The organism is Streptomyces sp. NBC_00310 (genome assembly GCF_036208085.1).
Taxonomy (GTDB): domain Bacteria; phylum Actinomycetota; class Actinomycetes; order Streptomycetales; family Streptomycetaceae; genus Streptomyces.
The window spans coordinates 882,670-899,602 of the sequence record NZ_CP130714.1 but is presented as its reverse complement, the minus strand read 5'-3'; the positions used below and the strand labels follow the sequence as shown (position 1 = coordinate 899,602).

Annotated in this window: 15 protein-coding genes and 2 pseudogenes; 7 read left to right on the top strand and 10 right to left on the bottom strand. The window is 68.5% G+C overall.

The features are described from left to right. Positions 1 to 8 precede the first annotated feature (8 nt). Positions 9 to 2,513: a S8 family serine peptidase gene (locus OG202_RS03870; protein ID WP_328222285.1), complete on the top strand. Its 2,505-nt coding sequence runs from the start codon at positions 9 to 11 to the stop codon at positions 2,511 to 2,513. 146 nt (positions 2,514 to 2,659) lie between these two features. Here the strand turns inward: OG202_RS03870 and OG202_RS03865 are convergent, their stop codons facing one another. The 4 genes from OG202_RS03865 to OG202_RS03850 all read right to left on the bottom strand — a co-directional run bounded on the left by OG202_RS03865 (position 2,660) and on the right by OG202_RS03850 (position 6,874). Further along, positions 2,660 to 3,226, bottom strand: coding sequence for a DUF6262 family protein (locus OG202_RS03865; RefSeq protein ID WP_327731341.1), 567 nt, complete (start codon positions 3,224 to 3,226; stop codon positions 2,660 to 2,662). After that, positions 3,223 to 5,238 carry a hypothetical protein gene (locus OG202_RS03860; protein WP_327731342.1) on the bottom strand — a complete coding sequence of 672 codons (2,016 nt, stop codon included), beginning with the start codon at positions 5,236 to 5,238 and terminating at the stop codon, positions 3,223 to 3,225. Before OG202_RS03860 ends, OG202_RS03865 begins: the two co-directional genes overlap by 4 nt. A 218-nt stretch (positions 5,239 to 5,456) precedes the next feature. Continuing rightward, positions 5,457 to 5,705: a hypothetical protein gene (locus tag OG202_RS03855; protein WP_327731343.1), complete on the bottom strand. Its 249-nt coding sequence runs from the start codon at positions 5,703 to 5,705 to the stop codon at positions 5,457 to 5,459. Continuing rightward, positions 5,705 to 6,874, bottom strand: a complete 1,170-nt coding sequence (locus OG202_RS03850) for a tyrosine-type recombinase/integrase (RefSeq protein WP_328222284.1) — start codon at positions 6,872 to 6,874, stop codon at positions 5,705 to 5,707. Before OG202_RS03850 ends, OG202_RS03855 begins: the two co-directional genes overlap by 1 nt. Positions 6,875 to 7,006: 132 nt before the next feature. Between OG202_RS03850 and OG202_RS03845 the strand changes: the two are divergent. Beyond that, positions 7,007 to 7,162, top strand: a pseudogene (locus OG202_RS03845) (LexA family protein); the annotation flags it as partial. 15 nt (positions 7,163 to 7,177) lie between these two features. On the opposite strand, the gene OG202_RS03840 reads toward OG202_RS03845, so the two are convergent. Next, on the bottom strand, positions 7,178 to 8,131 hold the full coding sequence (locus OG202_RS03840) for an immunity 49 family protein (RefSeq protein WP_443052204.1): 954 nt from the start codon (positions 8,129 to 8,131) through the stop codon (positions 7,178 to 7,180). Between the two features lie 369 nt (positions 8,132 to 8,500). On the opposite strand from OG202_RS03840, the gene OG202_RS03835 reads away from it, so the two are divergent. The 4 genes from OG202_RS03835 to OG202_RS03820 all read left to right on the top strand — a co-directional run bounded on the left by OG202_RS03835 (position 8,501) and on the right by OG202_RS03820 (position 11,247). Then, positions 8,501 to 8,659 carry a hypothetical protein gene (locus OG202_RS03835; RefSeq protein WP_327731346.1) on the top strand — a complete coding sequence of 53 codons (159 nt, stop codon included), beginning with the start codon at positions 8,501 to 8,503 and terminating at the stop codon, positions 8,657 to 8,659. 484 nt (positions 8,660 to 9,143) lie between these two features. Further along, positions 9,144 to 9,470, top strand: coding sequence for a hypothetical protein (locus OG202_RS03830; protein WP_327731347.1), 327 nt, complete (start codon positions 9,144 to 9,146; stop codon positions 9,468 to 9,470). After that, positions 9,467 to 10,378, top strand: a complete 912-nt coding sequence (locus OG202_RS03825; RefSeq protein ID WP_327731348.1) for an RNA polymerase sigma factor — start codon at positions 9,467 to 9,469, stop codon at positions 10,376 to 10,378. The genes OG202_RS03830 and OG202_RS03825 overlap by 4 nt, the downstream gene beginning before the upstream one ends. After that, complete coding sequence (locus OG202_RS03820; RefSeq protein ID WP_327731349.1) at positions 10,375 to 11,247, top strand: hypothetical protein; 873 nt, start codon at positions 10,375 to 10,377, stop codon at positions 11,245 to 11,247. The genes OG202_RS03825 and OG202_RS03820 overlap by 4 nt, the downstream gene beginning before the upstream one ends. Here the strand turns inward: OG202_RS03820 and OG202_RS03815 are convergent. Next, positions 11,214 to 11,720 carry a hypothetical protein gene (locus OG202_RS03815; protein WP_327731350.1) on the bottom strand — a complete coding sequence of 169 codons (507 nt, stop codon included), beginning with the start codon at positions 11,718 to 11,720 and terminating at the stop codon, positions 11,214 to 11,216. The genes OG202_RS03820 and OG202_RS03815 overlap by 34 nt on opposite strands. Positions 11,721 to 12,166: 446 nt before the next feature. Further along, entirely contained in the window at positions 12,167 to 12,646 is a 480-nt protein-coding gene (locus OG202_RS03810) for a hypothetical protein (RefSeq protein WP_327731351.1), read from the bottom strand. 537 nt (positions 12,647 to 13,183) lie between these two features. Here OG202_RS03810 and OG202_RS03805 point away from each other — a divergent pair. Next, on the top strand, positions 13,184 to 13,327 hold the full coding sequence (locus OG202_RS03805; protein WP_327731352.1) for a hypothetical protein: 144 nt from the start codon (positions 13,184 to 13,186) through the stop codon (positions 13,325 to 13,327). 15 nt (positions 13,328 to 13,342) lie between these two features. On the opposite strand, the gene OG202_RS03800 is transcribed toward OG202_RS03805, so the two are convergent. From OG202_RS03800 to OG202_RS03790, 3 genes and pseudogenes are all read right to left on the bottom strand, one after another. Then, a complete protein-coding gene (locus OG202_RS03800) occupies positions 13,343 to 13,588 on the bottom strand; it encodes a DUF6207 family protein (protein ID WP_327731353.1) in 246 nt (81 codons plus the stop codon). A 104-nt stretch (positions 13,589 to 13,692) separates the two neighbouring features. Further along, the gene (locus OG202_RS03795) at positions 13,693 to 14,736 is read right to left on the bottom strand and encodes a DNA polymerase Y family protein (protein ID WP_327731354.1); all 1,044 of its coding nucleotides are present in this window, start codon (positions 14,734 to 14,736) and stop codon (positions 13,693 to 13,695) included. 5 nt (positions 14,737 to 14,741) lie between these two features. Beyond that, positions 14,742 to 16,796, bottom strand: a pseudogene (locus tag OG202_RS03790) (helix-hairpin-helix domain-containing protein); the annotation flags it as partial. Positions 16,797 to 16,933 lie beyond the last annotated feature (137 nt).

Below are 16,933 nucleotides of genomic sequence, written 5' to 3'. Positions count from 1 at the left end.
GGAATTGAATGGCGAACGGCCCCATGGACAGGCGCGCCTTCGGCGGGCAGCACGATCGGCTCACCGGCCAGGGCGCGGAGTACACAGGTCGATACGTGGTGCTGCTCGAACCAGGTGACCAGGAGAACGGGCTGAACGCGCTGCGTTCCTACGCCGACATCGCGTTCGTCGAGCGTGTCGGAGGAATTGAGGCCGCGACCGTCACTGCCTTCCTTGAGCGCCCCGACGTCTCGGTGCTCTTCGAGGAACTCGGCGCCGCGGTCGTCGAAGTGCGGCCCGAGAAACGCCATGCGCTGGTGACCACGGCCGAGGCGACATCGTCGATCATCGCAGCGGAGCCGGAGCGCATTGTCTACGCCTCACCGATCACCGTCGCGACGCAAGCGCCGACCGAATTCTTCCCGGCATACCGCAGTGACGAGGACGTGGTCGCCCGCCACACCAGGGCCACAACCGCCGCCTCCCAGGGCCCGGCCTGGGACGAGCAGCAATGGACCTGGGGCCTACAAGTGATCCGGACCAACCTGTCCAACCTGTCCAACCTGACGGGCCGTGATGTGAAGATCGCCTTCCTCGACACCGGAGTGGACACCGACCACCCGGACCTAGCCGGCCGCATCGAGGCAGCGGTCTCCTTCGTGCCCGGAGAAAGTGTCGAGGACATGCACGGGCACGGCACACACTGCATCGGCACCGCCGCAGGTCCGGTCAATCCTCAGCAGGGACCCCGCTACGGCGTCGCCTGCGAGGCCCGGATTCTCGCGGCGAAGGTGCTGAGCAACGCGGGCACCGGCACCGACGGGCAGATTCTGGCGGGCATGGCCTGGGCCGTCGCCCGCGGCGCGCGAGTGATCTCCATGTCGCTCGGCGTCCCCGTCCAGCCAGGTGAGCTCTTCCCGCAGACGTACGAGAAGCTGGCCCAGCGCGTGCTCGCCCTCGACACGGTGATCGTCGCCGCTGGGGGCAACCGCAGCGAGCGACCTGGGTTCGTGGCGCCCGTTGATCGACCCGCCAACTGCCCCTCCATCCTCGCGGTGGGCGCGCTCGACAAGGCACTGACCACGGCATTCTTCTCCAACGGCGGCATCAACGATCAGTGGGGTGAGCTCAACGTCGCTGCGCCCGGCTGGCAGGTGCACTCGGCTGCTCCTGGTGGCGGGTACCAGCTAATGAGTGGCACCAGCATGGCCACGGCGCACGTCGCGGGTGCCGTCGCTTTGCTCGCCCAGGAGAACCCCAACGCCTCCGCGGTCGATCTCACGGCCAGTCTGCGTCGCTACCTCCCTTGGGACGGAAACCCGCTTCCGGCGGCCGCTCCCGTCATGAGCGCCCTCGCCGTGTCCCTGGAGGTACCTCACACCCCCAAGGGGTCGATAGTGCCCCTCGAAGTTCTCGACCTGCAGACAGGGCACACCATCCACGCGCTGGCACACTGCGGAATGGTCACGAAAGTGGACGTGAAAGAGGGCCCCCTGTACGTTCAGGCGAAACTCGCCGACGGTCAGGTCCTCACAGCGTTCGCCGACATGCGTGGCGCCGCTCGTGTGACCCTGAAGCCGCACAGCACTGCACTTGAGGATGAACAGCCGTCGATGGATAACGCAGCAACCAGCAGCAATGCGTTCCCCGCCCTGGAACGTGAGGTGGCAGCGCTGTACAGCGGCAGCTGGGCTCGCCTGTGGCGCCTGGCAGCGGACCAGAAGTCCTGGACGCCGGTGCCATTCGAACCGATCGCTCTGGTACTGCGATCTGGAGCGCTGCAGTGGGGTATGGACGAGGCTGGCGGATGTGTGCTGCAAGTCGGCGGGGACCACATCGCGCACCGCTGCGTCCTTCTTCCCCCCACCGACCAAGTCACAGTCACCCTGACCCACACGGGGGACGATGAGCTGGGCTTCAATGCCGGATACGTATTGCAGGCTCACAGCGACATCGAGCGAGCCGAGGCACTGCTGGCCTACAACGCAGCTGGCCAACTTACAGCCGCGCAGATTATCGCGGACCACTACGATGCGCTCGCCGAAACCATGCTCTACGACAAGGTGTCCAGCCCTCTAGGGGCGATTGTCGGCGGATACCACCTGCTACGTTCACGCGCACTCGGACAAACGCACGAATGGCCTAAAAATCTCGCTGACTGGTTCCCTCAACTGCCCGACGCCGCTGTTGTCCGGATCGGCCAACTGCTACAAGCCTCAGAACCTGATCAAGATGAAGTGCGTGCCCGAATCCACCAGGCCCTAGACGTCGGCTTGCCTTCCTACACCGATGGTCTGCGGTGGCTGTACCGCGCCACCGAACTGCTGCTGGCAGTTACTCCCGAAAGGGAAGATGTTGCGGCCGCCTACCAACATCTTCGCCCATACGCAGACGCTGCCGATTGGGACGCGGTTCTCACCAGCTTCCGCGGCGATCCGAATGAGCCAACGGTCGAACAGCACACCGGTCCTCTTGATGACCTTGAGAGAACGGAAAACACGGTACCCCTGGTACCTCTTCGTTACGCTTCGTAAGAATTGCAGGTCCACACGCCATGTACAGACGGTCAGTGGCGTAGCCCCGGTTCTATGGCGCCGATGTCGCACCCCGAATCGACTGAACCAGCCGACCTGATCCCCGCGGTGGGAGAACAGATCCGTGACGGGCCCGTCCCGGGGCCTCATCCAGCGTTACTGCGGGCGGGTTCGTCCCGTTTCCGGTCTCCACGCTGGTTGAAGGTCCGGGTCAGCTCACGGTTGGCTTCCCTGGCCGCCGCCAGATCGGCCTGGCTCTCTTCCAGTGCCTCGGCCACCTCGACGTTGCGCTGCTCGAGTCTCGTGATCGTTCGCTGAAGCTCCTCGATGTCGGTGGGAGCGCCAAGGCCCGACTCGCGCCAGGCTTGCTCGCCCAGCTCCTGGGACAAGCGCTTCTCCAGCTGCTGAATTCGTGCGGACAGGCGGACGGTGCGGGCCTGGGCGTTCGCGAGGTCGGCCTGGAGCGAGGCCCTACTCACCGCGGAGGCACCTGATGCGGGGTCCCGCTCCGCGGGCTCGAGCTCGGCAGCGTGCACCAGGGCGAGCAGATCCCGGTGCCGGTACAGGAAGGTCCGGTCCACCCCGGCCTGACGGGCGATGCCCGAGACCGTGATGCGGCTCCCCTTTTGCGCCGCGGCGTTGATGGCCTTCACGACCCGCTGGCGGCGCCGGTCGCCATCTGCCTTGCGGCCGACGCTCATCATGGAGCTCATGCGGTCCTCCTCGGCCGGACGTCGGGCAAGGGCTGGCCGATTCGAGGCATCCCCAGCATCACGCTGCGCCCGCGGCGGATGACCGCGACCGCCTGCTGGATCTGTGCCTGCTCCTCCTCGGTGAGATCGTCCAGGTCCGCCTTGACGCGGTTGATCAGTCGGCGGACCCGGCGGATCTCCTCCTGGGACGGCATGGCCTCGGCGCGGGCCCAGTCGTCCGCTTCGAAGGCGGACATCAGCTTCTCTCGGCTTCGCAGGAGGTCTGCGTGGTACGCCTCCAGGTCCGGCAGGTAGGAGACGTCGGTGTGGAAGTGTTCACAGCCCAGGCAGCGGAAGCGCAGCGGGCAGCTGTGCCCGCCGGCTGCCACGTTCGTGGGTTCCCTGCACATGCCGTACGCCGTGGCGACCTCGCCGATCTCACGCCGTACGTGCTCGGAGTCCAAGAGCCCCTGAACCTGGCGCCACACCCGGTTGCCGTGCCGGTCGAACTGCATGACCGCGACCCGGTCGATGGCCTCACGCCGCCTGTCCTGGCCGATGCGGTAGTACGCCTGGCTGGTCTGCAGCTGTCGATGATCCATGAGGTCCTTGAGGACCTCCGGCTTGACTCCCGCGTCGGCGTGCCGCTGGGCGAAGCTGTGCCGGTACGCGTACGGGAAGATCTTCTTCCTGTCGAACGGCAGGAGCTTCGTGACGAGTTCGCCATCCACCTCCACTTCGAGGGGCACGAGGAATTCGGGCAGGGCGCGGACCCAGTTCCGGTGCTGCTCCCAGATGCCGGAGATCGGCTTGGTCCCCCACGGGTTGGCGACCGGAGAGGGCAGCAGCTTCAGCTCGGATGACGGCGTGTCGGGGAAGCGCTCACGTACGCGTTCCTGTTGAGCGGTGATCACCGACGCGGTCACTTTGGCGATCGGGAACCTTCTGCCCAGCCGGAAGGCCTTGTGGTTGTCGTAGAGGAGCACGGGGCTGCCGTCCGGATCTCGCTCAAGGCAGTCCAAGGGGAGACGGCAGACTTCGTCGGGCCGACGGCCCGTGTCGATCAGCAGTTCCGTGCAGACCCGTACTTCGGTGCCGCTCATCTCCTCCAGGAGGTTCAGGTTGTCGCAGAGCTGCTGCATCACCTCGTCAGGCAGGTCCTTGCCGGCCTCTGTGTCCTCCGGATCATCGGGCATGTCCTCGGGCCCCATGACGAAGTCGGCCCGCAGACCTTCGAGGATCTCGCCCTTGCCCGTGAGACCGAGGGTGCGCCACCGGTTAAGGATCTTGCGTACGGTCCGCGCCATGTAGAGGCGCTGGTGTGCGCTCAGCTGCCCGTTCTCTGTCTTGAAGGCGAGCCGGTTGCAGAACGCCACGATGTCGCGCCGGTCGAGCAGCGCGACGATCCGCCCGCCGTCCTCGCGCTGGAGGCGCAGGCTCTTCGAGAGCTCCACCATCGCGTCGATCTGCCGATGCAGCGTGCGACCGCCGCCTTTCCCGCGGCGCCGCGGCAGATCATCGGCGGCCCATAGCCTCGTGGCTTCGCGCAGCGTGTCCTGGCGGATCTCCGTGAAGTCGGCTGTGCCGCCGAACCCGAAGATCGCGGGGTCCCACACATCGCGGCGCGACTCCTCCTCCGGGGTTGTGCCGAGCCGGTGGAGGCTCCTGCGCATGGTCGTGACCAGCGAGACGCTGTGGCCCTTCAGCCCCGACGTCTCCGGATCTTCGAGGTCGTCGAGGGTCTCGCACCGCAAGAGACGGAGTCGGTCGCAGATCGCCCGCAGGCAGTGCCCGACCGTCCGCACGCCGTTCGCGGTGCGCTGCTGCACGCAGTACAGAAGCTCGGCGATCAACCGCCGCGGAAGGCCCCGCATGCTGACCTCGCGGCCCATGTGGATCGGCGGAGTCGTCAGCCGCCACAGCTCCTCGTCGCCGTCGAAGGTGCCCGAGAACTTCGCCGCGCTGAGCTTTTGCCGGTGCGCGTCGCAGTACGGCGTACTCGGGGTGACCCGCTGACGGAGGCAGGCCGCCACTCCGCATGCTCCATGACTCGGAAGCGGCTGCGGGACGGGGTGGACGAGGAACTCCTCCAGAGAGATCTTCAGCCGATGTTTCCGCTGGTAGTGATGGTTCTGGCACAGAGCTGCGGTCGGGCTCCGCCACGGCCGCTTGCAACCCGGAAGTTGGCACAGCTCCTGGCGGACGTGGACGACGTTGTACCGCTCCTGGCTGCTGAGGAAGTCCTCGATGCTCAGGCCCGACTTGTTCCAGCGAATGCGACAGCCGGAGCACAACGGGCCCTGCTCTCGTATCCCTTGTCGCACCCCCTCACCTGGCACTCCGGCATCCCGATCACCGGGTTGTCCAGCGGATAGTGGAGAATTCGCAACTCCCAGTCCCAGGAGATGAGTTCGAGGAACTCGGAGTCCAGGGCCTCGATCAGTTCCTGGGTCCTCGCGGCGGCCGCCGGCTGCTGCACCGGCAGGGGGATCGCCGACATCAGCGCTCACCTCGCCCGTACAGCTCCCGAGGAGACGGAACACGCTCCACCGCCTCCCGCAGCCGGGCTTGATCTGGGATCACATAGGGGCGGGCCGACTCGGGGTGCTTCTGCCCCAACAGGGCTTGGACCTCGTCGAGTTCGCCGCCGGCGTCTGACACATTGCTGCCGAACGCGCGACGGGCCATGTGCGGACCCACTTTCCTGGACAGCTTCGCCCGCCGCGTCAGTCGCTCGAACAGCTCGTAGATCGCCTCCGGCGTCATCGGCGCCCCGAGCACTCCGCGAAAGAGGTTCACCAGCAGAAAGTCGCTGCCGCCGGCGCCGAGAAGGGTGAACCGCTCATCGACGTACTGGTCGTAGGCCTGCACGACAAGGAAGTCCACGGGCTGAATCCAGGACTCCCGGGACTTGGACCAGGCGCCATTGGCGTTGTCCCGGCGCCGCACGTGGATGTGGGGCCCTTTGTAGTCGCAGCCGAGCGCACGCGAGTCCGCCAGCAGGTGGCAGTCGGACCGATGGATGCCCGCTGCCTGCCCACGCCGCAGCCCCACCCGCCCCAGCAGCAGCACGACGAGTCGGTCGCGGGCGCAGCGGCACTCCATGAACATTGCGACGATCTCCTCGTCGGAAGCCCGGTCGACCTCGGTCTCTGGCTCCTGAAGTCGGTGGCGGGCCCGGAGCCGGTAAAACAGCCCGGAGTCCTCGCCCTGCGCCTCTGCGGGCAGGTCTCGGGTGTCGCCCAGTTCGTAGAGCTGACCGAGCACAGACCGCGGCGCCTCGGCGATCGAGACCGCGTACGAGAGGAACCCGCGGGTTGCCGAGAGCACGACGTTGATCCGGCGCTCGCGCCGAACCGGCGTGCCGCCCGGACCGGACCGGACAACGACAGGACCGTCGTCATCCGCTCGGGAGGGAGTGTGCTTCAGCCAGACGATGAACAAGCCGAGGTCGCGAGCGGCTTTCCTCCAGTCGCGGCCGGTTGCGCCGCACCACCGGAGGTAGAGCGCCGCGCCGCCTGCGTTCGTCTTGGTCGTGAGTTCGGCTCGGCTGCGGCCGAAGCGCTGGTATCGACCCCAGCTGTCGGCGACGGGGACGACTCGGAAGTCGTCATCAAGGACGGTCCAGTACCGCGTGCCCGAGGGCAGGACCACGGGGAATGCCCGCATGTGCAACTCCGGTGCTCTGACGGATCATGCAACAACCCGCCACAGAGCCACACCCCGCGAGTACGAGCGTCCAAGCACCAACGAGGAACACTCGCACCACGCCACACCACACCTGTAGGAACCCCGTAGAACGTCGCCGCGCTTCTGGAAGACGAGGCCACCGTCAAGGTGCTGCGACGGAAAGACGGGCAGGTGTGGCTCATGCCTCGCAACCCGTCCTACGAGCCCATCCGCGGTGACCAGGCGCAGATCCTGGGGAAGGTCGTCGGCGTCCTGCGCATGCTCTGAAGCGGCGTCTGACTGCTACCTGGCGGTCCAAAGACCGAGGTCGTTGCTGTTGGAGTCGGCTGCTTGGCGCAGCGCGTCGGTGGAGCGGAGCAGGGAGTGGGGCAGATAGCCGGAGCGGACCCTCAGCTCCCACCCGTGGACCTGGACGGCGAGAGCGGCCAGCGCCAGCACGCCCAGCGGCAGCAGAGTGCGGGGGGCAGGGTCGGCTCCCATGCTCTCCCGGTATTCGATGAGCCGGGCCACGAGCGCCTGCTCGAAGGCATGCTGGTCGTCGTCGAGGAGTACGCGAAGAAGGCGCTGGTCCGGTGTCAGGGTGCCGACTGCGTCCAGGTGGCGGGCAGCCTCGGCGCGCTCGCCGGCATCCGGCTTACGCAGGGGCACGGTGGGCCAGTCGCGCGGCAAATGCCCGTCCGTCTCCGTCAGATAGCCGCACAGCGCGTCCATTGCCGCGACATCGGCCGGATCCGACACCGACTCCAGGTCCGAGTACGGAACCCCCTCGCGGATCGTGGGCGCGAAGTCGCCCCGCAGCATCAGACCGATCACCCGCTGCCACTCCCACACCAGGCCGCTCACCACGCACATCTCAAAGGTGTCGATCCATGTTGCGGCCGTGGGGGCCTCTTTGACGATGTAGCGAAACTCGATGTCCTCGCTGCTGAGCCGTTGGCCGATGAGCGGGAAGAGGATCTCTTGGTCGCCGTTGGGGTGACAGCCGACGCTCAGGACCCCCAGGGAGCACTCAGCTGCGGTCCGCAGTGCCGTAAGCGACTCCTCATCCAGACCTCGATCCTCCAGGGTGCGTGCGGCGACGTGGTCGAGGAGCTCATCACGCATCTCCCGCATCTCCTTCAGGGAGCCGTCGCCGTAGCGCATCCAGAGCCACCGGCCGTGGGTCCGCCCGTCGATGTCGTCGAGCGCCTGGGCCATATGGTCTCCGTCGACCTCATGACACGTCACTTCCCGCACGGCAGCCGTCCTCTCATGATCTTTCGACCGGACGCGGCACGTTATCAGCGGGCTCGGACATCGGACCCGCCTTCGGCCGGAGCCCCCAGCCTCGACGCGGGCCACCGGGCAAGGCCGTGGAGTGAGAGACCGACAGCCGCACCTTCGCCACGGGCCTGCCGCTGAGCACCGTGTGACGTCACCCAGCCGAAGCCGCCGCTTGGCCGTCCTTACGCCCTCCTGTCATCCGTGTGGCCTCGGCCGTCAGCCGAAGCAGCCGTCGTCCTCCACCCAGTGTCCGGCCCGTGCCGGCCGGTCAGGCCTGTGCGCACCCTGCCGCGTCGGTCGACCCGCCCGTGTCACCTCCGCCGTGGGGCCGGCCGATCTGGCGTGGACGCGGTCCTTACCCGCGACGTCGAGGCCCTGGAGCAGGACCACGCGAGCAGGCGGTGGCAGCCGTCCACCGCGGAGCTGAGGTTCGCCGAGGATCTCGCCCGGACCCCGTGGACCGAGACCTCGATTGAAATCGTGATCGTCGGGAGGCCATAGCCGCCGCCCGCTGTGCCTGGACAGCCTGGCGGGCGCCGGGGAAGAGCAACGTCGCTGGTGACCACAAGATTCCCCGGGGCGCGTCGGACGGCGCAGGGAGCACCAGAAGTGGAGCCGGTGTGAACCCCGCGTTTGGTGTCGGTGGCCTGGACTACCGTCGGGGTGTCCGGCTGGGCTGGACTGGCCGCTCTCGCCTGGCCTCCAACAGCGGCCAGGCGAGAGCGGGGTGCTCGCTCCCCGGTGGTTCTCGGCATGAGAGGCGAGCCCTTCCGGATGGGAAGGCCGACACCGAAGGTGCCTTGCCTTCCATTGACGTGGGTGCGCGGCGGGAATGCAAGGAGAACCGGGAACTTCCACCCTGAACGCGCTGTGCGGTGCCTTTCTTGTGCAGCACCGGTCATCGGTGCTCGCCCGGATGTTGTTCCGTGACAGGCATTGTTCCGTGAATCTCTGATCACTTGGCGTAGCAACGCCCCCTCCCACCATGCTGGTTGCTCCCCGGGACGGCGGCTTCGGCACCGCTGCCCAGGGCTTCCCCTGCGGCCTCCGGATGGGCCGCTTGAGCATGGCCGGCATCGAGGGAGTCTGGATGGAACGCAAGCCCATAGTGACCGCGGTTGTGACGGTGACGGTGTTCGCCTGGGGCGCGGTGATGGCGGTGATGGGCCAGGAGGCCGCGATCATCACCACCGCCCCGGTTCTGGCCCTGACCGTGCAGCAGGTCGTCCGCGCCGTACGAGCGCGGACCGCGCCGGCCTCGGGGCACCGCGTGGCGGCAGTCCCCGACAAGGAGGAGGACAGCGCGCCATGACCACCCCCTATGAACCACCGATCCGGCGCAACAGGCCGGCACACGCCCGGCCCGGCCGGAAACTGGGCCCTATCGCGGACAGCGTGGGCAGCGCCCACCGCGCCTGGCTGGAACCGGTGCGGGAGAACTACCTCAAGAGCGGACTGACGCTGAGCGAACTCAGCGGCCGGGTCCGTATCGCCAAGTCGAAAATCTCCGAACTCCTTCGCGGAACGGGCCTGTACCCACGATGGGAGATCATCTTCAGCCTGTCCATCGAGATGAAAATCCCCTACTCGCCTCTGTACCGGCTGTGGAGGCAGGCGGCCTTCGAGGCCCACAAGAGCCGGGAGTGGGTGGAACGCTCCAGTGAGAAGTTCACCCTGACCACCACCACGCACGCGGCCCCTCCACTGGACCACCGTGCGTTCCACGAGCTCGTGGAGGACGACTACTTCCGCTACGCCCAGGTCTTTCTCCTCGACGCCGACCACTGCGAGACCGCGGTGTCCGACACCTTCGACATCCTCTGGCTGTGCTGGAACGACGCCCTCGCCAGCCCGGACACCCGACGGTTCGCCTGGAACGTCCTACGGGCAACCGTCATGTCCCGCACCCCGCACCTGGACGGCCGGCCCGAACTCGGCAGAGCGGCGTTCGACACCGTCGCCCTGCAGTCCCTGACCACCGACGCCGAACGCCTGGACCAGATGGCAGAGACGCTGCAGCTGTTCAAGGCGATGAGCCGGCTGCCCGACCAACAGCTCGACGTCATGGTGCTGCGCCGTCTGTGCGGGATCACCTGCGAGGACGCCTCCGCCCTTCTCGGCATCCCGCTGGCCACCGTGCGGTCCGACGAGCGCCACGCCGTCCACTTCCTGGAGAGCGCCATCTGCCCGCTGCCCGAGACAGAAGGGAAGACCACATGACCCGCATCGACGACATCCTGTCCCGGGCCCTGCTGGTGCGTGAACGCACCGTGCCCCGCGACGTCGTCCCGTCCACAGCCGCGTCAACCACCCCGCCCCCCCGGCTCGTTGGTGCTCCGCCGCCTTCGAAGCAGAGCTCGGCGGTCGCCGCCGAGGACCTGCGGTCCCTATGCGAGACCGTCGTCACCCACACGCCCGCTACGGTCGTCAGCAAGTTCGTTACCGGCCAGGTCCCCGAACCCCGCAGCGCGCTGGTTCTCGCCTGCGTCCTGCAGCTGACCGACACCGACGACGGAGCACGCTTTTGGTGGCAGTACGCCGCCGGCGCCGGGCAGGCCGCCGCCGCATACTGCCTCTACCTCCACCACCTCGCCCTGGGAGAGGACGACACCGCCGCCTGGTGGCACCGCCAGACCGATAGCGTGCAGCCACCGCCCGACCGGCTCGTCCACGACCACGGCCCGGGCACAGATCGCGGACCCTCCCACGCCTGGCACCCAGCGGAGCACCTGATCAACAGCTCATCCACCACGACGATCCTCAGGATCCTGCGCCACCTCGCGAAGTACACCGTCCGGCCCCGCCCGGCAGCCGTCACCGAACTCATGGCCTACGTGCCCACCGCAGTCGCCATCGGATATCTCCGCGAACCCGAGATGGACCTGCCGGTGCCGGGCCCCGACTTCGCCGACAGGATCAGCGCCCTGCTCACTGCGGCGGCCGCGAGGCCACACGTGCCCAGCGCCCTGCCCGCCCGCTCAGAAGCTCACGACCCCCCAACGAACGACCCCGGCCACACTGCCACCAGCCCTGAACCTGCGCCTCCTGAGACAGTTCACCCACAGGTGGGGGAGACGGCAACCCGCTGAACGCCGGCCTCAGCGCTCGCCCGGCAGGACCACTCGGACCAGCAGGGCGAGCGGCCCCTCCCAGCGGGGACTGCGGCCATGAACGCGCACCTGAGCCGCATCCTGCGCTGGCCGTCAGCCCATTCGCGCAGCAGGTAGCGGGCCTCGTCGGCGGAGATGTCCAGGGCGGCGGCGACCTGGTCCCAGGTGGCCCCCAGCTCGATGGCCTCGCATACCAGGCTGGCGTGCTCGCGCTCGATATCCCGGCGGATGGACGTGCCCAGAGCGAGAGCCGCGAGCGAGTCGTCGGCGTCGCCCCGCTCGATGTCGTACGGGAAGTCGGCGGGGAGCCGACGGTTGCTCAGCCGGTCGTTGTACTCGGTGAGCTTCTCCATCTGCCACGGCAGCGGGACGGCCCCGCCGGCCTCGGTGCGGACGTCGTCGGGGCGCCGCACGGTCAGGGCCGTCCACCGCTCGTGCTCGGGTGTGCTCACAGGGGCTCCCTCTGTTCGGCCGCGCCGGGGCGGCGAGGCTTCCGTTCACCACCCCAGGGGGGCGAAAAGGGGGGCGCAAGTACGGAACGGATTCCAATGGATCGCAGCCCGCTCTAGGGCGAGTTTTTACCCGTTTGGGCGATTCGGCGGATTGGATCGACTACCGGGGGCGAAGACGACCGTTTCCGCCCCCGTCTTCATTGGACACCGGATGGCGTGAGAGCGGGGTCATGGACGTCGGTTCCGTTTTCTGGCGCCGGGCAGTCGCGGGTCTGTCCAGCGACTCCCCGGCGAAGCGCCCCGCACCTTCTCGGGTACGGGAGCGTTCGTGCTTCAGGAGCGGCGGCGCCGGTTGTTGTGCCAGGCATCCCACGCGTTGATGATCAGTTCTACTAGGGCTGCCAGCATGGCTCACAGCTCCATTCGTGCCCGGCCGTCGTGACTCGTTACCTGGTGACGGCGATCTCGAACATGGGAACGCCCAGGCGGTCAGCGAACTCCAGCGTCCCATCCTGGTCGGGAACACTTGCCGCGTCACGGCCGGTGACCGTCTCGCCGGGGCGGGGTTCGGGCTGGTTGATGAACGACTCGTCGACGGAGACATCCTGGGGCTGCGTCACCTGGCCGCTGCTGGTCCAGCGCTTCGCGTCCGTCAGTGGGTAGAGGTCGAACTGGTCCGGGCCGGTGTTTTTGACCTTCATCGTCCAAACCACGATCTGCTCGCCCGGGTCTGCCTTGATCACGCCGTAGAACTCGGTGCTCAGGCTCTTGGTCACGTCCAGATCCACCAGGGTGACGTCCGCGATGCCGCCGGGCACCGGATTGGCCATCTCGGCGGGGCTGGTGGAGATGCGGAGGGTCTGCCCCACTGCCAGCCTGGGCGGGGTGTAGGTGGTGGGCGTCTGCGGTGACGGCGGGGGTGACACCCCTTCCCTCCCGGTCAGGGTCGACGTCGGGGACGACTTATCGTCACCGTCTCCGCAGGCTGCGGCACCACCGGCGAGGAGAACGACTACTGCAGCGTCGATGCTGGCGGTCCTGTATTTCATAACGATCTTCTTTGCGCGTAGCCCCCTGCGTCTATGTCCCATCATGCCCCCGATGCCGGCTTGGGGCGGGCTCTTCGTCTGCGGCGGCGTGAGCGCCGCGGGACGCGTTGCAGTCAACCCGCGGGAGTGGTGGATCACGGGTCGACCAGCGACCGTTTCCGCCCCCCGTCCGGAATGGATGCCCGAACGAGCCCCGAGCGGGCAGCAGCCGCCTCGTCTGGGCTAGCACCGAAAGACGTCGCGATCTCGCCTGCCAGAAGGGCTCTCTCGGCGACCACCACCCCCTTCCCGGCAAGCGCGCCAAGTAGCCGCTCTGAGTCTCGGCCGGGATTCCTCCCACGGCCTCGCACGCTTGTGCATCCGATACTCCGCCACTGGTCGGCGTGGTCGCGGTCGTTGCTGTTTCAGCTCCAGATGGTCGCAGTGCTCGACGGGCTGGTGCCTGGCTGTCAGTGGCCGGTCCTGGAGATGCCGGGGGTACTGCCGCCGCCCGTGCGCGACCTGATCATGAAAGTCGTACGGCCGGAGACGACCCTGGCCGAAGAGGCAGTCGGCTGATATCCGGACCGGGCCTCATGGGGTGCCGACGCCCAGGGAGCGATCGGGCGGAGAGGGCTGCGTCAGGTCCTGCCGCATATCGACGTACATGCGCAGCCGCACGCCGGGCTGGCCTGCGTCTCGGGTGGTGCGGTCGACGGTCGAGGCCCATGTCCGGGCGATCTCGTTCTGGAATGCGAGCACGGTGTCGTCGTCTTTGCCCGCCACGTCGATGACGAGCAGGCCGGGTTCGGACAGGTGCGTTTCTCTGATCGGGTCCATGTCTGTCAGTACGTGTCGGTGCACAGCGGGGTTCTCCGCAAGCGCAGGATTCACCCGACCTAGTTCGTCTCACGGCGCCGCCGGATGGATCGGCGAGGACGCCGTCACGGCGGGGGTGGCCTGCCAGAACGTTTCGCCCTGCGGACCGCAAGAGGCGCAGCGTTGGTCGCGAGGGCGGCGGGGTAGAGCACGTTGTGCCCGTATCGGGCCCGGGCGCGGTCGGCGACGGCTTCGATCGCCAGCGGTTTGTCGTCGCCTTCGTCGAGGGTGAGCTGCCGGGTGGCCCGGTCGTCGGGTCGGAGGGCGTCTGCGCGCAGGGCGATGCCGCGGACCCGGGCGCGCTGAAGCCCCAGGGACTCGTACAGCGCATACGCCGTGCGGGCCAGGAGCACGGTGTGCTGGGTGGCTTCGGGCAGGGTGCGGCTGCGTCGGGTGGAACTGTGGTCGGCGTAGCGGACGGTGCAGGTCAGGCCGGTGGCGATTTGGCCGGAGTCGCGGAGGCGGGTGCCGAGTTCGTCGGCGAGGGTGAGCAGGGCTCGGCGGTGTTGGGCGGGGTCGAGTTCGTCGCGGTCGAAGCGGTGCTCGGCCGCGATGCTCGCCGGTGTGGGGGTGGGGTCGACGATCGTGGTGTCCCGGCCGAGGGCATGTTCGTGGAGGGCGCGGCCGGCCCGGGCGCCGAGGAGGCGTTGCAGGGTGATCTGGGGGACGTCGGCGACGTCGCCGACGGTTTGCAGCCCGTACTCGGCGAGGGTGGCGGCCGCCTTCGCGCCGATGCCGGGCAGCTCCCGGACCGGCCGGGGCCGCAGGAACGCCGTGATCGATGCGGGGGAGTCGTCGATGACGGTGCGCTGGCCGGGCGGAGTAAGCGCGCAGGCCATAGCGGCGAGCATCCGGTTGGGGGCCACCCCCGCCGAAGTGTGCAGGCCGAAGTGGGCGAGCGCGCGGAGCTGGACCACTGCGGTCAGCCCGCGCGCGTCGCGTTTCCAGTAGGGGAGCGCGCCGGTGAGATCGAGGACAGCCGTGTCCGGGCCGGTCATCTCCAGGCGGGGCGTGATGGTCTCCAGCAGGCGGCGCAACCTCTCGGGGAGCTCGGCATCGTGGTCGGGCGGGAGGTCGAAGCGGAGGTGGAGGATCGTGCGGCCGCTCATGGTGCTCACCCTGCGCTTCCCTGGCTTCGGTGGCCGAGCCGTCGCAGGTCCGCCGAGCGGGTGCCGGCGGGCTGGAGGTCGGCGTAGGGGTGGAGGCGTGCCCCGGCGGTGCCGTCGGCGAGGGTGCGCTGCGGTGCGGCTGACTGGGGCGGGGTGGGTGCCGGGCTGGTGCGGCCGAGGAGGTCGAGGGCGGCTTGCGGGCCGTGGTCGCGGCGGGCGGCCGCGACCTCGTCGAGGTCCCAGGCCATCTCTCCGACGATGGTGCGGCGCGGGCCGCGGGCAGTCACGGCGCCGCGCACCAGGAGCAGCCCGGAGTGGAACACGGTGTGCGCGCAGGCCTCGTGGGAGTCCTCGAAGAAGGCGATGTCGACCAGGCCCGAGCCGTCCTCCAGCGTGCAGAAGATGACCCGCTTGCCGGACGGGATCGGCGGGGTCTGGGTGGAGGCCCGGACGCCGGCGACGAGGACCTTCTGCCCGGGGGCCAACGAGCGGAGGTGGGCGGCATCGGTCGCGCCGAGCTCGCGCAGCAGCCTGTGGTGGTGCTCCATCAGGTGCTGGCTGACGTCGATGGAGAGGGTGTCGAGCTCGGCGCCGAGCTTGTCGCGGCTGGTCATGTCCGGCAGCCCGCTCGGCTCGGCGGTCACCAGCTCCCCGCCGAGGGGGAGCTGTCCGTCGGTGGCGGTGCGGTTGCGGGACTGACGGTGCAGTTCGGTGGCCTGCAGCAGCAGATCGCGCCGGGTCAGGCCGGGGGAGAGGGCGTCGAGGGCGCCGATACGGATCAGGCGCTGCGCGAGAGGCAGCGACGGGCGGGCGCGCAGCCACAGGTCCTGCAGCCCGGTGTAGGGCTGCCCGCTGACGAGGCGGGTGGTCTCCGCTTCGCTGATGCCCTTGACCGTGGTGAGCGCCAGGCGCACGCCCCAGCCCTGTTCGGTCTGCTCCACGCTGTGGTGGCCGCGGGAGTGGTTGACGTCGACAGGCAGTACGAGAACGTTGTGGCGGCGGGCGTCGGCGACGATGACCCGGCGCGGCCACATCCCCGGATCATGCTCCAGCAGCCCCGCATACAGATACGCCGGGAAGTGCGCCTTCAGATACGCGGACTGCAGGGCGGGGACGGCGAAGGCCACCGCGTGCGCGCGGCAGAAGCCGTACGCGCCGAAGGAGGCGATGATCTCCCACACCTCGTCCAGCACCGCCGTGGCGTAGCCGCGCTCGCCCGCCGTACGGCGGAACCACATCTCGACCTTCGGCAGCCGTTCGGGGTCGGCCAGGGCGCGGCGGGCGACGTCGCCGGCAGCGCGGTCGCAGCCGGTCATCGTCGTGAGGATCGCGATGATCTGCTCATGCCAGATGACCACGCCGTACGTATCGGACAACACCGGCTCCAGGTCCGGGTGCGGGTAGGTCGGGGTGGCGCCGTGCCGGGCCGCGATGAAGAGAGCGGGCATGCCCCCGGCCACGGGGCCGGGCCGGAAGAGGCTGATGTCGGCGATGACGTCCCGCATGTGCCGGGGCTGCAGACGGCCCACCAGATCCTGCTGGCCAGGACTTTCGAGCTGGAAGAGACCGACGGTGTCCGAGGCCCGGATCATCTCGAAGGCCCGCTGATCGTTGAGGTCGACGTGGTCGGGGTTGTCGAGATCGATCGCGCGGCCGGTGGTGCGGCGGATCTCGGCGACCGCGTGCGCCATCGCGGACTGCATCCGAACGCCCAGCACGTCGAGCTTGAGCAGCCCGAGGTCTTCGACGTCCTCCTTGTCGGCCTGCACCATCGGATAGCCGGCCGGGGTCGGCTGCACCGGAAGCCGGTCCAGCAGTGCCGCGTTCGAGATGATCACCCCGCACGGGTGCATGGCGTATCCGCGCGGCAAAGCGTCCAGGCCCTCGGCGAGCTCCCACAGCGGCCCGAACTTCCTTGCCTGAGCAGCGAGTTGCCGCACCTCCGGCAGCTCGGCCAGCGCACCGCGGATGTCCCGGGCCCGGATATGCGGGAACGATTTAGCGATGTCGCCGACGACCTGGGGCGGCAGACCGAGGGCGAGTCCGGTGTCGCGCAGTTCCCTATTGAATTGGCGTGTTGAAGCCGATCAAGAGGGGTGCGCTCGCGGTGAGTTGGCGTGTGTTCTGGGTACCGCCGGACGCGGTACGGGGCGGAGTTCGGGGCAGTGTCGTCGAGGGATGGGACAACCTGCCATCT

Excerpts from the sequence above, each read along its gene's own strand:
- OG202_RS03870 (WP_328222285.1), top strand. The coding sequence starts at position 9 with ATGGCGAACGGCCCCATGGACAGGCGCGCCTTCGGCGGGCAGCACGAT.
- OG202_RS03865 (WP_327731341.1), bottom strand. The coding sequence starts at position 3,226 with ATGAGCTCCATGATGAGCGTCGGCCGCAAGGCAGATGGCGACCGGCGC.
- OG202_RS03855 (WP_327731343.1), bottom strand. The coding sequence starts at position 5,705 with ATGTCGGCGATCCCCCTGCCGGTGCAGCAGCCGGCGGCCGCCGCGAGG.
- OG202_RS03850 (WP_328222284.1), bottom strand. The coding sequence starts at position 6,874 with ATGCGGGCATTCCCCGTGGTCCTGCCCTCGGGCACGCGGTACTGGACC.
- OG202_RS03830 (WP_327731347.1), top strand. The coding sequence starts at position 9,144 with ATGCTGGTTGCTCCCCGGGACGGCGGCTTCGGCACCGCTGCCCAGGGC.
- OG202_RS03825 (WP_327731348.1), top strand. The coding sequence starts at position 9,467 with ATGACCACCCCCTATGAACCACCGATCCGGCGCAACAGGCCGGCACAC.
- OG202_RS03820 (WP_327731349.1), top strand. The coding sequence starts at position 10,375 with ATGACCCGCATCGACGACATCCTGTCCCGGGCCCTGCTGGTGCGTGAA.
- OG202_RS03805 (WP_327731352.1), top strand. The coding sequence starts at position 13,184 with ATGGTCGCAGTGCTCGACGGGCTGGTGCCTGGCTGTCAGTGGCCGGTC.
- OG202_RS03800 (WP_327731353.1), bottom strand. The coding sequence starts at position 13,588 with ATGGACCCGATCAGAGAAACGCACCTGTCCGAACCCGGCCTGCTCGTC.
- OG202_RS03795 (WP_327731354.1), bottom strand. The coding sequence starts at position 14,736 with ATGAGCGGCCGCACGATCCTCCACCTCCGCTTCGACCTCCCGCCCGAC.